Source organism: Mycobacterium sp. SM1 (assembly GCF_018361265.1).
In the GTDB taxonomy this organism is placed as follows: Bacteria; Actinomycetota; Actinomycetes; order Mycobacteriales; family Mycobacteriaceae; genus Mycobacterium.
Window position 1 is genome coordinate 500,199 of sequence record NZ_JAFLNH010000001.1, and the last position, 15,433, is coordinate 515,631.

The window sequence follows — 15,433 nt, forward strand, 5'->3', positions numbered from 1 at the left end:
GCCATGTCGGCCGTCAACGGCACCGGGTGGGTCAAGTGTCCGGCCGCCAAGGCCGGCAAATCGGGTTTCCCGCGCCGGACAACGGGACAACGGGTGGGCCGCAGTCGACGACAGTGGCTCTCGGTTAGTCTGACGGCACCGTTGGTGGTGTCGGTCTGCGATGCCGGCGAGGCCCTTGGCATCTCCCCACACCGCTGCGCCGTCAGCGAATCCGAACGACGGAGGTGCCGCATGGGCCGATCAGATCTCGTGCTGCTCAGCGTCGATAACCACGTCGCGCTCCTCACCGTCAACGATCCCGACCGGCGCAACGCCGTCACCGCCGCGATGTCCGCCCGGCTGCGCGCGGCGGTGGCCCAAGCGCAAGCGGATCCAGACGTGCACGCCGTGGTGGTCACCGGCGCGGGCACCGCGTTTTGTGCGGGCGCCGACCTGTCCGCCCTGCGCGATGCGGGCGAGGCCGCCCTGCTGCGGATCTACGACGGATTCATGGCCGTGGCCGAGTGCCCGCTGCCCACCATCGCCGCGGTCAATGGCCCGGCCGTCGGCGCGGGGCTCAACCTGGCACTGGCCGCCGACGTGCGCATCGCCGGCCCCGGCGCGGTGTTCGACGCTCGCTTCCTGAAGTTGGGGCTGCATCCGGGCGGGGGTGCGACGTGGATGATGCAGCGGGCGGTGGGACCGCAGGTCGCCCGTGCGGTGCTGTTGTTCGGTTTATGCCTGGATGCCGGATCCGCCGTGCGGCACGGCTTGGCCTTGAGCGTTGCCGAGGACCCGCTGGCCGCCGCGTTGGAGCTGGCCGCCGGAGCCGCGGCCGCGCCGCGGGAGATCGTGCTTGCGACCAAGGCCACGATGCGCGCCACCGCCAGCCCGGGATCGGTCGACACCGAACTGCACGAACTGGCCAAGCGCACCGAACTGGGTCCCCAGGTGACCTCGATCCAATCATCGGAGTTCGCCAGCCGCTGGGCCGCCACCCGGCGCCGGTAACAGCGGTCCGGCCCGCCGGCGGCCGACGTCGCGCGCCCGTCACAGATCCAGCAGCGCAATCTCCGGTGCCTCGATGAGCTGACGAAGCTCACCGAGGAATTGGGCCACCTGAGCGCCGTCGGCGATTCGGTGGTCGAACGCGCATGTCAGCGTCATCTGCGGCCGGATGACGACCTCGTCGTCGAGGACCATCGGCCGGGGCTTGAGTGACCCCATGCCCAAGATCGCGGCCTGCGGATAGTTGATCACCGGCACGCCGTCATCGAGCCCGAGCGCACCGAAATTGGACACCGTGAACGTCGACCCTTCCAGCTCTGCCGGTGTCAGGGTGCCCGCGCGGGCTTCGCGGATCAGCCGCGCGACGCATTCGGCGAGTCGGCGGGTGCTCATGTGCTGCGCGTCGGCGACCACGGGCACCAGCAGGCCGCGTGTGGTGGCGACGCCGAAGCCGAGATGCACCGCATGGTGGCGGTGCACTTGCGGGCCGTCCGCACCGTCGACCCAGGTGGAGTTGAGGATCTTATTGTGGGTCAAGGCGATGACCAACAGCCGCAGGGTGAGCACGAACGCGGTGATCAGCTCCTCGCCTTCGGGGATGGCCGCGCGGAGCCGGTCACGCAGCCGCAGCAGGTTGGTGCATTCGACCACTACGCTCGCGTGGGCGTCGGGAATCTTGGTGCGCGACAGCGTCATCCGTTGCGCCATCTGGGCCTGGACCCCGCGCACCGGCACCACGTCGTAGGTGGCGGCTCGGGCTCTGGCCGCCGCCAATACGGCCTCCCGGGTGATCAGACCATCCGGGCCGGGGGGGACGGTGTTGAGGTCGACGAGCAACTCGGCGGCCAGCTTCCGCACCGCCGGCTTGGCTTTGGGGCGCCCCGGACCTGCGGGTGCGCATTCGGCCGGCGCCCTGCCGCGGCCGTCGGGCACGTCGTCTGGCCCGTATCCCACGAGTACCGGGGGGCGCGTAGCGGACTCGCCGTTGGGCGCTGTCGTCGCGGGTGGGCGGCGCTGATGGCCTGAGGCTACGGCGTCCGGGCGGGTGTCGATCCGCGCCAACAGCGAGCCGACCCCCAGGACCTCGCCTTCCGCGCCGCGGATCTCGACGATCTGCCCGGCGTACGGGCTGGGGATTTCGACCTCAGCCTTCGCGGTCTCCACCGAGCACAGGATTTGGTTGAGCTCCACCTGGTCGCCCACGGCCACGTTCCAGCGCGCCACCGTAACCTCTTCGAGCCCTTCACCGAGGTCGGGAACCAGGAACGACTTGATACGCTCCTCGTCGCCGGCCGCGCTCATGGCATCTCCAGCGCCCGCTCGACGCAGCCCAACAGCCGGTCCGGGCCCGGCAACCACAATCGCTCCAGTCGCGCCGGCGGGTAGGGGGTGTCAAATCCGCAGGCGCGCAGCACCGGTGCCTCCAGCTCGTAGAACAACTCCTCCTGGATCCGGGCGGCCAGCCCGGCACCGTAGCCCAGGCTGCGCGGCCCCTCGTGCAGCACCACACACCGCCCGGTGCGGCGGATCGATGTGGCGACAGTGTCAAAGTCCAGCGGCACCAGCGAGCGCAGATCGATGACTTCCAGGCTCCAACCGTGTTGCCGCTCAGCTATTTCCGCAGTGGACAAGGCGGTGGCGACCAGCGCGCCGTAAGTCAGCACGGTGACATCGGTGCCGCCCCGGCGCACCACAGCCCGGCCGATGGGCGGTTCCGGCCGGCTGGTATCGACGGCGCCGCGGGCCCAGTAGCGCCGCTTGGGCTCCAGGTACATCACCGGGTCGCGACAGCTGATCGAGTGCCGCAGCAGCCAGTAGGCATCCGAGGGCGTCGACGGGACGACCACCTTGAGACCGGCGGTGTGCGCCCAGTAGGTTTCGGTGGAGTCCGAATGATGTTCGGCCGCACCGATACCGCCAAACGACGGTATCCTCACGGTCACCGCCATGTCCACCTCACCCCGGGTGCGGGTGCGGTACTTCGCCAAATGGCTGACCACCTGATCGAACGCCGGGTAGGTGAACCCGTCGAACTGGATTTCCGGCACCGGCACGAAGCCGCGCAACGCGAGTCCTATCGCGATCCCGATCACCGCGGACTCCGCCAGCGGCGTGTCGAAGCAGCGGTCCTCGCCGAACGTCTCGGCCAGTCCCTCGGTCACCCGGAAGACTCCGCCCTGGGCGGAGACGTCTTCACCGAAAACCAGCACCCGCTCGTCGGCGGCCATCGCATCGTGCAGTGCCCGGTTGAGCGCCTGCACCATGGTCAACGGCTGCGCGTGCTGCGGGCCGGCCGGGGGCATGACCGCGGCCGCGGTCGAAGCCGACGGGGGGTCGGCGATCTGGGTCATCTCACCCCTTCCTGCCCAGTTCTGCGCGCAACTGGCGGCGCTGCGCTTCCAGCCCGGGAGTGATCTGGGCATACACCGTGGTGAACACGTCGTCGATGTCGATGTCCGGGGCCCCCACCACCGCGTCGCGCAGTTCGGCCCGCATCCGCGTCGACCGGGCGGTGACCCGGTCTTCCAGCTGTGGTGACCACAAGCCCACACCCTGCAGGTAGGCCCGGTAACGCGGTATCGGGTCCAGCGCGAGCCAACGGCTCACCTCATCCTGCGTTCGGTAGCGGGTCGGATCATCGGATGTGGTGTGCGGGCCGAGCCGGTAGGTGACGGCCTCGATCAGCGTCGGCCCGGCACCGGCTCGGGCCCGGGCCGCGGCGTCGGCCATCACCGCGTAGCACGCCAGCGGATCATTGCCGTCCACCCGGATGCCGGGCATGCCGTATCCGATCGCCTTGTGGGCGATGGACGCGGCGGCGGTCTGCTTGCGCACCGGCACCGAGATCGCCCACTGGTTGTTCTGCACGTAAAACACGCAGGGTGTGCCGAACACCGCCGCGAAGTTCAGCGCCTCATGCACGTCACCCTCACTGGTGGCACCGTCGCCCAGGAAGGCCACCGTTACCGAGTCCTCGCCGAGGCGCTGGGCGGCCATCGCCGCCCCGACGGCGTGCAAGGTGTGTGTACCAACCGGCACCGACATCGGGGCGCAGCACTTCTTGGTGAACTCCAGGCCCCCATGCCATGTTCCGCGCCATGCGGCCGCCACGTGCGCGGGCGGGATGCCGCGAACGAGAAAGACACCCAGCTCGCGATATTGGGGAAACAGCCAGTCGGTTTCGCGCAGGCAGGCCGCGGCCCCCACTTGCGCGGCCTCCTGACCGCGGCACGGCGTATAGAGCGCAAGCTCACCCTGGCGCTGCAGGTTGATCAGCTCCGCGTCCAGCTCGCAGGTGACCACCATCATCTCGTAGAGCCAGCACAGTGTCTCCGGCGGCAGGTCACAGCGGTAACGGTTTTCTGGCGTCGCGGACCCGTCCGGACTCACGAGTTGCACCGGCTCGAGGTCGACGGTCACCGGCACCGGAGCGCTGCCAGCCATACCGCCTCCCTATGTTTCGCGCCACGGCGAAGGTCACGCCGTCAGTGGGTGCCGTCCGTTCCCTAGGACATCTCGCCGGCACGTCACGTCGGGCACCACCGTCACCTCACGCGCTACCGGTCCGGCGATCCCGGGCAAACCCCGGGCCGGGACCGCTAGGAGCCGGAGCCGGCCGCCAGCCGCATGATCCGCTCGGCCCGCCGTAACACGGGCGCATCCACCATTATGCCTCCGAATGCGAAGACCCCGCGCTGCTCGGAGGCCGCGGCCAGCACGTGTCGCGCCCACCGCACCTGCTCGGGCGAGGGTGCGTAACCCGCGCGGATAACCGGCACCTGGCCGGGATGGATAGCGACTTTCGCGTCGAAGCCGACCGCTACGGCGTCGTCGACCTCGGCGCGCAGCCCCTCGTGATCCCCGATGTCGAGGTATACCGAATCCAGCGCCAGCCGACCGTGGGCTTTTGCCGCCAGCAACGACTGTGAACGCACGTGGCGGGCCACGTCGCGATAGCTGCCGTCCGGGTAGCGGTTGGCGGTGCCGCCCAGCACGGCGAAGAGATCCTCGGCCCCCCACATCACACCAACGGTGTTGGCGGCGCCCGCGCTCTCGGTGATGCTCAGCGCACCCCTCGGTGACTCGACCAGGACCACCACATCCAGCGGGGCCAGTGCGCTGACCTGGTAGGCCGCTTCACATTTGGGCAGCATCACGGTGTCATAATCGGTGCGCGCTAATGCGGTCAGGTCCAGCTGCTGATCGGCGGTGCCGAACGGGTTGATCCGCACCACGGTGCGTGCCGGGTCGAGGGGGACCCGGACCAGCGCCTCGCGGGCGGCGTCTTTGTCGGCGGCGGCAACCCCGTCTTCAAGGTCGAGGATCACGATATCGGCTGTGGCGGCAGCCTTTTCGAAGCGCTCAGGGCGGTCTGCCGGGCAGAACAGCCAGGCCGGCCCCGGGTTCGGCAACCCCATCAGCCGCCGTCCCGGTCATCCGGGCGCATGCGCACCAGCGTCTTTCGGGTAGCGGTCGCCACGACGTCGCCGTGCTGGTTACGCCCGGTGTGCGCGAACGTCACGATGCCCTCCCCGGGGCGGCTCTTGGACGCTCGTTTCTCGGTGACCACCGTCTCGGCGTACAGGGTGTCCCCGTGGAACAGCGGCTTGGGAAACGCGATCTCGGAGAACCCCAGGTTGGCCACGATGGTGCCCTGGGTCAGCTGGGCCACCGACAAGCCCACGAGTGTCGACAGCGTGAGCATCGAGTTGACCAGCCGCCGGTGAAACGGCGGCAGGGCATCGGAGAACGCGGCATCCAAGTGCAGCGCCTGGGTGTTCATCGTCAGCGTCGTAAACAGCACGTTGTCGGCCTCGGTGATGGTGCGCCCGGGGCGATGCAGGTAGCGCACCCCGGTCTCGAATTCCTCGAACCACAGTCCGCGCTGGACAACGACGCGCTCACCAGATGTCACAGCCCGACCTCACGGGCGATCAGCATCAACTGCACTTCGGTGGTGCCCTCGCCGATCTCCAGGATCTTGCTGTCCCGGTAGTGACGGGCGACCGGGAACTCGTTGATGAACCCGTAGCCGCCGTGGATCTGGGTGGCATCACGGGCGTTGTCCATGGCGGCTTCGCCGGCCACCAGCTTGGCGATCGCCGCCTGCTTTTTGAAGGGCTTACCGGCCAGCATCAACGCCGCGGCGTCATAGTAGGCGGTGCGGGCGGCGTGAGCGCGGGCCTCCATCCGTGCGATGGTGAACTCGATGTGCTGGTAGCGGCGGATCGGTTGGCCGAAAGCCTCACGCTCACGGGCATACTTGACGCTTTCATCCACACAGCCCTGGGCCGCGCCGGTGGCCAGCGCGGCAATTGCGATGCGGCCCTCGTCGAGGATGCGCAGGAAGTTGGCGTACCCGCGCCCGCGTTCGCCGAGCAGGTTTTGCTCGGGGACCCGCACATCGACGAAGGTCAGCGGATGGGTGTCCGAGGCGCGCCAGCCCACCTTGTCATAGGCCGGCTCGACGGTGAAACCGGCGGTGGGCACCGGCACCAAGATCGCGGAGATCTCTTTCTTACCGGCGCGCTCGCCGGTGACCGCGGTGACCGTGACCAGTTTGGTGATCTCGGTGCCCGAGTTGGTGATGAACTGCTTGGACCCGTTGATCACCCAGTGCCCATCCTCTAGGCGCGCGGTGGTCTTGGTGGCCCCCGCGTCGGAGCCCCCGCCCGGCTCGGTCAACCCGAACGCCCCCAGCGCACGGCCACTGGTCAACTGCGGCAGCCATTCCCGCTTTTGGGCCTCGGTGCCGAATCGGTAGACCGGCATCGCGCCCAGCGACACCGCGGCCTCCAGGGTGACGGCGACGCTCTGGTCTACCTTGCCCAGTTCCTCTAGGGCCAGGCACAACGCGAAGTAATCACCGCCCATCCCGCCCCATTCCTCGGGAAACGGCAAACCGAACAGGCCCATCTCGGCCATGCCCGCCACCACTTCATAGGGAAACGAGTGCTCGGCATCGTGGCGCGCGGCGGCGGGCGCCACCACGCTCTGCGCGAAGTCGCGCACCGTCTTGGCTAGTTGCCGGTACTCGTCGGGCAGCGCCCCGGTCGCCAGGAAATCAGTCATCCGCGCTGTGCCTTTCCGTCGCATCGTTTGCATCGCTGGGCTTTACGTCGCCACCCGCGCCGGTCATGACGAACCATCCTCCGGTGCCATCCGGGAGGTGTTCGCGGTGATTCGCGCCAGCGGTTGACCCACTGTGACCTGCTCGCCCACGGCCACCAGCAGATCGACCACACCGTCGACGGACGCGGCCAGCGGGTGCTCCATCTTCATCGCCTCCACCGTGACAACAACGGTTCCGGCCCGAACCTGGGCCCCGTTCTCCACACCGATCGCCACGACAGTGCCGGGCATCGGGCTGGTCAACTCGGCGTCGCCGCGGTGCTCGTCGTTCGGGCGCACCGGTGCTTCCCGCACCTCCTCGAGCACCGCGGTCGTTCCACGGCCGGCCAGCCAGATCCGGCCCGCCGCCGCGGCGACGGTGTATTCGGTGCGCAGCCCGTCCAACGTCATCACCAATCGTCGGCCGGCGAGATGCGCGCGCAGCGAATGGGCTTCGCCGTCTTCGACGCGGGCCACCGCGGTGGTGGGGGTGCCGGTGATGTGGACGTGCGCGGTGCGCTCGCCGGCACGCAACCGGATGCTGACGGGCGCCGGTGCGCCCAGCCGCCACCCTGAGGGCACCTCCCAGAGGTCGGCGCCCGGCGCCGGCCAGCGCCGTAACCACCGGTACGCCGCCGCGGCGATGAGCTGCTCGTCGCTCGGCGCAGCCGCCACAAAGTCGCCGGCTTTACGATCCAGCAGCCCGGTGTCCAGCCGGCCGGCGACGACCTCCGGGTCGGCCAGCAGGAAGCGGGCGAAAGCGACGTTGGTGACGACGCCGAGCACCGCGGTGTCCGCCAGCGCCCGATCGAGCGCCCGCAGCGCGGCCGGCCGATCCGGGCCGTGCGCAATCACCTTGGCCAGCATCGGGTCGTAGTCGCTGCCGACCACCATCCCGGCGGACAAACCCGAGTCAACCCGCACCCCAGGGACTTTCGGCTCCACCACCGCGAGCACCTCACCGCCGGTGGGCAAAAAGCCGCGGGCGGGGTCTTCGGCGTAGATCCGCGCCTCGATCGCGTGTCCGCGCAGCGCGACATCGGCCTGCCCGGCGGTCCCGGTCAGCTTCTCCCCCGCCGCGATGCGGATCTGCCACTCAACCAGATCCCAGCCCGTCACCATCTCGGTGACCGGGTGCTCCACCTGCAGGCGGGTGTTCATCTCCATGAAGAAGAACTCCTCCGGGCGGTCCGCGGCGACAATGAACTCCACCGTGCCGGCGCCGATGTAGTCCACGCTGCGCGCGGTGTCACAGGCCGCGGCGCCGATTCGCGCCCGGGCCGCGGCGTTCAGCAGCGGTGACGGCGCCTCCTCGATGACCTTCTGGTGCCGCCGCTGCAGGCTGCACTCCCGCTCGCCGAGGTGGATCACGTTGCCGTAGGAATCGGCCAGCACCTGGACCTCGATATGCCTGGGGTGGCGCACGAATCGCTCCAGGAACAGGGTGTCGTCACCGAACGCGGCGGCCGCCTCGCGGCGGGCCCCGGCCAAGGCGGTGGCCAGCTCGGTCCGGCGTTCGACCAGGCGCATGCCTTTCCCCCCGCCCCCGGCGGACGGCTTGATCAGCACCGGGAAGCCGATCTCGTCGGCGGCGGCGGTCAGTTCCGCGTCGGTCAGGCCCGGCCGCGCGATACCGGGAATTACCGGAACACCGAACGCCGACACCGTGTTCTTGGCGGCGATCTTGTCGCCCATCGTCCGGATGGCGGCTACCGGCGGCCCGATGAACGTCACCCCGGCGGATGCCAACGCCGCGGCGAAGTCGGCGTTCTCGGACAGGAATCCATACCCTGGATGCACCGCCTGCGCGCCGGTGCGCACGGCCGCGTCGACGACCGCGGCGATGTTGAGGTAGCTCTCGCGGGCGGGTGCCGGACCGATCGCGACCGCCCAGTCGGCCTCGGCGACATGACGGGCCGTCGCGTCGGCCTCGCTGTAGACGGCCACCGACCGGATACCCATCTTTTTCAGCGTCCGGATCACCCGGACGGCGATCTCTCCCCGGTTAGCGACCAGTACGGTGTCGAACGTCATGGGGTCACATCCGAAAGACACCGTAGGAGACCGATTCCACCGGGACGTTTGCTGTAATTGAAAGCGCAAGGCCCACAACCGTTCTGGTGTCAGCCGGGTCGATCACGCCGTCGTCCCACAGCCGGGCCGTCGAGTAGTACGGATTGCCCTGATGTTCGTATTGGGCCCGGATGGGTGCCTTGAACTCCTCCTGCTCACGCTCGGACCAGGCGATGCCCGCGCTTTCCAAGGCCTCGGCGCGCACCGTCGCCAGCACCGACGCGGCCTGCTCGCCGCCCATCACCGAGATCCTCGCGTTGGGCCACATCCACAGGAACCGCGGCGAATACGCGCGCCCGCACATCGAGTAATTGCCCGCGCCATAGGAGCCGCCGATGATCACGGTCAGCTTGGGCACCCGCGCGCAGGCCACCGCGGTCACCATCTTGGCGCCGTGTTTGGCGATACCGCCCGCCTCGTAGTCGCGGCCCACCATGAAGCCGGAGATGTTCTGCAAGAACAGCAGCGGCACCATCCGCTTGTCACACAATTCGATGAAATGCGTTCCTTTCAGCGCGGATTCGGAGAACAGCACGCCGTTGTTCGCGATGATGCCCACCGGGTGCCCGTGAATGCGGGCGAACCCCGTGACCAGTGTGCTGCCGTACTCCGCTTTGAACTCGGCAAACGCGCCGCCGTCGACTAAGCGGGTGATGACCTCGTGCACGTCATAGGGAATCCGCGGGTCGACGGGCACCACGTCGTAGAGCTCGGTCTGGTCGGCGACCGGCTCCACGGTCGGCAGCACCTCCCATGCCCGGGGCTCGCGGGGCCCCAGCGTGGCAACGATCCGCCGGATAATGCGCAGCGCGTCGCGGTCGTCGTGGGCGAGGTGATCGGTGACCCCGGAGACCTTGGAATGCAGGTCCCCGCCGCCGAGCTCCTCGGCGCTGACCACCTCGCCGGTGGCGGCCTTCACCAGTGGCGGCCCCCCCAGGAAAATGGTGCCCTGGTGACGCACGATCACCGCTTCGTCGCTCATCGCCGGCACGTATGCGCCACCGGCCGTGCACGATCCGAGCACGGCGGCGATCTGCGGGATGCCGTCCGCGCTGAGCTTGGCCTGGTTGTAGAAGATCCGGCCGAAGTGATCCCGGTCGGGAAACACCTCGTCCTGGCGGGGCAGGAAAGCGCCGCCGGAGTCGACCAAGTAAATGCAAGGCAGCCGGTTTTGCCCGGCGATCTCCTGGGCCCGCAGGTGCTTCTTGACGGTGATCGGGTAGTACGTGCCGCCTTTGACGGTGGCGTCATTGGCCACGACCATGCACTCGCGGCCGGAAATCCTGCCGATCCCGGTGATGATGCCCGCGCCCGGGCATTCGTCGTCGTACATGCCGTCGGCGGCCAGCGGGGCAATCTCCAGGAACGGGCTGCCCGGATCGAGCAGGCCGTTCACCCGGTCGCGGGGCAGCAGTTTGCCGCGGCCGACGTGCCGCTCCCGGGCCCGCTCCGGGCCGCCCAGCGCCACCGCAGCCAGCTTGTCGCGGAGCTGCGCCACCAGCGCCAGGTGCGCCTCGCGGTTCGACGCCGCAGTGCTCATCGGGTGTCCCACCACGATCGCCATGTCGAATCTGGTTAATAGCGACTAACTCATGTTATGTTAGTGGGGGTTAACCGACCTGTCCAGTGTGCACCGGAGGCCACCATGGCACCGCCGGCCGCCGCCGACCCCACTGCCCACGCCGGGGCGGCAAGCCGTCGCAGCAGGTTGAAGTCCGACCGGCGCGTGCAACTGCTGTCGGCGGCCGAGAGGTTGTTCGCCGAGCGTGGTTTTCTGGCGGTGCGGCTCGAAGACATCGGCGCCGCCGCCGGAGTCAGCGGGCCGGCCATCTATCGGCATTTCCCCAACAAGGAGTCGCTGCTGGTGGAGTTGCTGGTCGGGATCAGCACCCGCTTGCTCGCCGGTGCCCGCGACGTGATCGCCCGCGCGGCCGACCCGGGCGCCGCGCTGGACGGCCTCATCGATTTCCACCTTGATTTTGCGCTGAGTGAGCCGGACCTCATCCGCATCCAGGACCGCGACCTCGCGCACCTGCCGGCGGCGGCCGAGCGCCAGGTGCGCAAGGCGCAGCGCCAGTACGTGGAGGCCTGGGTGGACGTGCTGCGCCGGGTCAACCCCGAGCTTCGCGAAACCGATGCCCGGCTGATGGCGCACGCCGCGTTCGGGCTGCTGAATTCCACACCACATAGCATGAAGTCGGCCGATGGCGCGCCGGCGCCGGCACCGCGCGCACGCACCATCATGCGGGCGATGACCGTTGCCGCGTTACGAGCCGGGTGATCGCAGCCGCGGCCCCGGGTACCCTGCACACCATGAGGTGGGCATGACCGATCCGCGTCGGCCGGGGGGTTCCGGCCCTGCCGGACACCGGTCCGAGGCGACCGAACGGATGCGCCGGTTTTCTCCGCCGCGCACCGATCCGGCCTACGTCGGCGATGCGCCGTACTGGTCAACATACCCGCCGGGGTATTATTCCGCGCCGGGGCGAAGCCCGGCCGAATCCAACCCCACCGAGCGGCTGCCGCAGCACTGGAGTCAGGGCCAGGCCCCGGGTGAAGCAGCCCCGGAAAGCGTCATACCGCCGGAAGGCCCAAGGTCGCCGCGCTGGTTGTGGCTGCTGGCCGGTGCGGCGCTGCTGCTGGTTGTCGCGCTGGTCATTGCGCTGGTGATTGCCAACGGCTCGGCCAGGAAACAGACCGCCGTCGCGCCGTTACCGGCGATGCCGCGTCCGAGTTCGACGGTGTCGCCGCCGCCCACAAGCGGGTCGACCGCGGCCACCGCGACCGCACCGCCGAGCTCGCCCGCCCCGACGACCGGCGCCGCGCCAATGCAGGCCGTCGTCTACACCGTCACCGGTGAGGGCCGCGCGATCAGCATCACCTACGTCGACGGCGACGGCGTCCGCCAGACCGAGTTCAACGTGGCGCTACCGTGGAGCAAGGAAGTGAGCCTGTCCAGCCACGACACCGCCAGCGTCACCATCATCAACATCGGCCACGACGTCACCTGCTCCATCACCGTCGCCGGCACCCAGGTTCGCCAGCACACCGGCGCGGGGCTGACGGTCTGCAACGCGGGCTAAGCCGGGCTAAACCCTCGCGACGCTGGGGTTGGGGGCGCGGACGGCCAGCATTCCCAGCAGCCCCAGGCCAAGCACCAGGCACAGCCCACCCATGCCGGCGCGCACGGTGCCGAACCCGTCGACGAAAACGGAGAACAGCCAGGGCGCCAGGAACGACACCGCCCGGCCCGTCATGGTGTACAGACCGAACGTCACTCCCTCCTTGCCGTGGCGCGCCATCCGCAGCAGCAGAGTGCGCGCCGCCGACTGCGAAGGCCCGATGAACAGGCACAGCAGCAGCCCGCACAGCCAGAACGCCCGCGGGCCCGACAACGTCATCAAGGTCAGCCCAATCGTGATGATCGCGGCCAGCGACACCACGATCACCCGTTTGGATCCGACCCGGTGGTCGGCGAGTCCGCCCAGCACCGCCCCCACCGCGGCCACCACGCTGGCGCTGACCCCGAATATCAGCACCTCGGCTTGGGAGATGCCATAGACGGTGACGCCGAGCACGGCACCGAAGGCGAAAACCCCGGCCAACCCGTCCCGAAAAATCGCGCTGGCCACCAGGAAGTAGACCAGATTGCGGTCGCGACGCCATTCCGCGGTGATCTCGGCGTACAGCTTGCGGTAGCCTCCCAGCACGCTCCCGGTCGCCGGGCGGGGCGCCTCTGCAGGGGTCGGCAGCCGGTGCGCGGTGACCAGCAACGGCAGCGCGAACACGGCAAACCACGCCGCGGCCACCAGCATCGCGACCCGGACGTTGAGCCCGTCATGCGCGGGCACCCGCAACAGCCCGCGAACTGTGCCGGTTCCAGAGATAAAGCCCAGGTAGACGAGCACCAATAGCAGGACGCTGCCCACATAGCCGGCGGCCCAGCCGAACCCGGAGATCCGCCCGGAGGTCTGCGGGGTCGAAAGCTGGCGCAGCATCGCGTTGTATGGGACGCTGGCCAGGTCACCGCAGGCGGCGGTCGCGGCCAGCAACACCAGACCGGGCCACAGATAGCCGGGGTCATCGCGAATGAGGCTCATCGCGCCGGTCAGCACCACCGCCGAGCCGGTCAGCACGGTCAACACGCCGCGCCGCCACCGTGGGGCCTCCACCCACACGCCGATCACCGGTGCCAGCAGCGCGATAGTCAGCCCGGCGATCGTCAGGGCGCGGCCCAGCCAGCTCGCGGGCGTGGCACCGCCGGGCGCACCCCGCCCCACGCTGCCGGTCAGGTAGACCGAGAACACAAACGTCACCACGATGGCGGCCAGCCCGGTGGCGCCGCAGTCCCACAATGCCCACGCCAACACCGAGGATCGCCCGGATGCGCGCGGAGCCGACCCCGGGTCACCCATGGTCACTCATGCAGGGCACTCTAAATCTAGCGCCGACCACGCGAGCAAGGCCTTGGCTACGATGGCCGCATGCCGCTCCCCGCTCCCAGCCCCGATGCGCGTGCCGTGATCACCGGGGCATCGCAGAACATCGGCGCGGCGCTGGCCACCGAGCTGGCGGCGCGCGGCCACAACCTGATCGTCACCGCACGGCGCGAGGATGCGCTGAACGCCCTTGCCGCAGGCCTGACCGAAAAGCACGGGGTCACGGTCGAGGTGCGGGTGGCCGATCTCAGCGACGCCGCGGAACGCGCGAAGCTGGTTGACGAACTGTCCACCCGGGCCATCTCGATCCTGTGCGCCAACGCCGGAACCGCGACCTTCGGCCCCCTCGCGGCACTGGACCCGGCTGCGGAAAAGGCCCAAGTCCAGCTCAACGCCGTCGCGGTGCACGATCTGGTCTTGGCGGTGCTGCCGGGCATGATCCGGCACGGGGCAGGCGGGATTTTGATCTCGGGTTCGGCGGCGGGCAATTCCCCGATTCCCTACAACGCCACCTATGCCGCCACCAAGGCGTTCGTCAACACCTTCAGCGAATCGCTACGCGGTGAGCTTCGCGGCTCGGGTGTGCATGTGACGCTGCTGGCACCCGGTCCGGTGCGCACCGAGCCGCCGGATCCGCACGAAGCCTCCCTCGTCGACAAGCTGGTGCCGGATTTCTTGTGGATCTCCACCGAGCACACCGCCCGGGTAGCGCTGGACGCGCTGGCGCGCAACAAGATGCGCGTTGTACCGGGCTTGACCTCCAAGGCCATGTCGGTGGCCGGCCAGTACGCCCCGCGCGCTTTAGTCGCGCCGGTCGTGGGCAGCTTCTACAAGCGGCTGGGCGGTTAAACGCCGGTTAAACACGTTATCGCCGCCGCTTGGTGTTGGCGAGCATGCTGCGGATGAGCTCACGGCCCAGTGCGTTGAGAAAGGTTTGGAAACCGCGGCTGCTCACAAACCGCCTCCACCAGCTTGGCTTTGCGGGCGCGGGCTTCGATGACTGCCGCGCCGGCGCCTGATCGGCCGGCGTGGCCTGCGCTGCCCGTTCGTTCAGGATGTCGTAGGCGGATCTGGAACGGATGCTCTGACCATATGTGGTGTGCAGCGGGCTGGTTTCGGCCGCGGCTGCGATCGCCTGCCCACCGATGGCGGCCATCAGCGAGCGCGGTGAGCGCAGCCTGGTCCACGCGACCGGGGTCGGGGCTCCCCGTTCGGAGAGCACGGTGACGACGGCTTCGCCGATGCCCAGCGACGTCAGCGCCGAAGCCAAGTCGTAGACGTCGGTTTTCGGGTAGGTGCGGACGGTTTTGGTCAACGCCTTCTGGTCGTCGGGGGTGAAGGCACGCAAGGCGTGCTGGATGCGCGCCCCCAGTTGCGAGAGCACGTCGTTGGGCACGTCGGTGGGCAATTGGGTGCAGAAGAACACGCCCACCCCCCGGGAACGGATCAGCTTGACGGTCTGCTCGACCTGTTCCAGGAACGCCTTGGACGCGTCGGTGAACAGCAGATGCGCCTCGTCGAAAAAGAACACCAGCTTGGGTTTGTCCACATCGCCGACCTCGGGAAAAAACCTGAACAGTGTTGCCAGCAGCCACATCAGGAAGGTGGAGAACAGCACCGGGCGGGTCGCCTGGTCACCCAGCTCGAGCAGCGAGATGACGCCGCGGCCCTGGCTATCGACGCGCAACAGGTCCCCGGGCCGCAGTTCGGGCTCGCCGAAAAAGGTGTCGGCGCCCTGGGCTTCCAGGTTGACCAGGGCTCACGGTGTCGCGTCCTCTCGCCAACTGATGCGGGCACACCCTGACACTACGTGCCGCCGCCGG

The 15,433-nt window shown here is 69.0% G+C and carries 13 protein-coding genes and 1 pseudogene; 4 read left to right on the forward strand and 10 right to left on the reverse strand.

The window, feature by feature from the left end; genetic code table 11:
• Nucleotides 1-231: 231 nt before the first annotated feature.
• Nucleotides 232-990: an enoyl-CoA hydratase gene (locus MSM1_RS02280; RefSeq protein WP_213439998.1), complete on the forward strand. Its 759-nt coding sequence runs from the start codon at nucleotides 232-234 to the stop codon at nucleotides 988-990.
• Between the two features lie 39 nt (nucleotides 991-1,029).
• Here the strand turns inward: MSM1_RS02280 and MSM1_RS02285 are convergent, their stop codons facing one another.
• The 8 genes from MSM1_RS02285 to MSM1_RS02320 form a co-directional block, all read right to left on the reverse strand.
• A complete protein-coding gene (locus MSM1_RS02285; RefSeq protein WP_213439999.1) occupies nucleotides 1,030-2,289 on the reverse strand; it encodes a dihydrolipoamide acetyltransferase family protein in 1,260 nt (419 codons plus the stop codon).
• A complete protein-coding gene (gene bkdB / locus MSM1_RS02290; RefSeq protein ID WP_213440000.1) occupies nucleotides 2,286-3,338 on the reverse strand; it encodes a 3-methyl-2-oxobutanoate dehydrogenase subunit beta in 1,053 nt (350 codons plus the stop codon). Before bkdB ends, MSM1_RS02285 begins: the two co-directional genes overlap by 4 nt.
• Nucleotide 3,339: 1 nt before the next feature.
• Nucleotides 3,340-4,431 carry a pyruvate dehydrogenase (acetyl-transferring) E1 component subunit alpha gene (gene pdhA / locus MSM1_RS02295; RefSeq protein WP_213440001.1) on the reverse strand — a complete coding sequence of 364 codons (1,092 nt, stop codon included), beginning with the start codon at nucleotides 4,429-4,431 and terminating at the stop codon, nucleotides 3,340-3,342.
• Nucleotides 4,432-4,586: 155 nt separating this feature from the next.
• Entirely contained in the window at nucleotides 4,587-5,405 is an 819-nt protein-coding gene (locus tag MSM1_RS02300) for a CoA ester lyase (RefSeq protein ID WP_213440002.1), read from the reverse strand.
• Nucleotides 5,405-5,902: a MaoC family dehydratase gene (locus MSM1_RS02305; RefSeq protein WP_213440003.1), complete on the reverse strand. Its 498-nt coding sequence runs from the start codon at nucleotides 5,900-5,902 to the stop codon at nucleotides 5,405-5,407. Before MSM1_RS02305 ends, MSM1_RS02300 begins: the two co-directional genes overlap by 1 nt.
• Nucleotides 5,899-7,059: an acyl-CoA dehydrogenase family protein gene (locus MSM1_RS02310; protein ID WP_213440004.1), complete on the reverse strand. Its 1,161-nt coding sequence runs from the start codon at nucleotides 7,057-7,059 to the stop codon at nucleotides 5,899-5,901. The genes MSM1_RS02305 and MSM1_RS02310 overlap by 4 nt, the downstream gene beginning before the upstream one ends.
• Nucleotides 7,060-7,122: 63 nt before the next feature.
• Nucleotides 7,123-9,132, reverse strand: coding sequence for a biotin carboxylase N-terminal domain-containing protein (locus tag MSM1_RS02315; protein ID WP_213440005.1), 2,010 nt, complete (start codon nucleotides 9,130-9,132; stop codon nucleotides 7,123-7,125).
• 4 nt (nucleotides 9,133-9,136) lie between these two features.
• Nucleotides 9,137-10,711 (reverse strand): carboxyl transferase domain-containing protein, encoded by a 1,575-nt coding sequence (locus MSM1_RS02320; protein WP_213441293.1) that lies wholly within the window; start codon nucleotides 10,709-10,711, stop codon nucleotides 9,137-9,139.
• Nucleotides 10,712-10,816: 105 nt separating this feature from the next.
• Here MSM1_RS02320 and MSM1_RS02325 point away from each other — a divergent pair, with 105 nt between their 5' ends.
• Nucleotides 10,817-11,452, forward strand: coding sequence for a TetR/AcrR family transcriptional regulator (locus MSM1_RS02325; protein ID WP_213440006.1), 636 nt, complete (start codon nucleotides 10,817-10,819; stop codon nucleotides 11,450-11,452).
• A gap of 43 nt (nucleotides 11,453-11,495) precedes the next feature.
• Nucleotides 11,496-12,254, forward strand: coding sequence for an MmpS family transport accessory protein (locus MSM1_RS02330; RefSeq protein WP_213440007.1), 759 nt, complete (start codon nucleotides 11,496-11,498; stop codon nucleotides 12,252-12,254).
• Nucleotides 12,255-12,260: 6 nt separating this feature from the next.
• Here the strand turns inward: MSM1_RS02330 and MSM1_RS02335 are convergent, their stop codons facing one another.
• A complete protein-coding gene (locus MSM1_RS02335; RefSeq protein WP_213440008.1) occupies nucleotides 12,261-13,586 on the reverse strand; it encodes an MFS transporter in 1,326 nt (441 codons plus the stop codon).
• A gap of 69 nt (nucleotides 13,587-13,655) precedes the next feature.
• Between MSM1_RS02335 and cmrA the strand changes: the two genes are divergently transcribed.
• A complete protein-coding gene (gene cmrA, locus MSM1_RS02340; RefSeq protein WP_213440009.1) occupies nucleotides 13,656-14,459 on the forward strand; it encodes a mycolate reductase in 804 nt (267 codons plus the stop codon).
• A 16-nt stretch (nucleotides 14,460-14,475) separates the two neighbouring features.
• On the opposite strand, the pseudogene MSM1_RS02345 reads toward cmrA, so the two are convergent.
• Nucleotides 14,476-15,369: pseudogene (locus MSM1_RS02345) on the reverse strand (helicase HerA-like domain-containing protein); the annotation flags it as partial.
• Nucleotides 15,370-15,433: the final 64 nt, after the last annotated feature.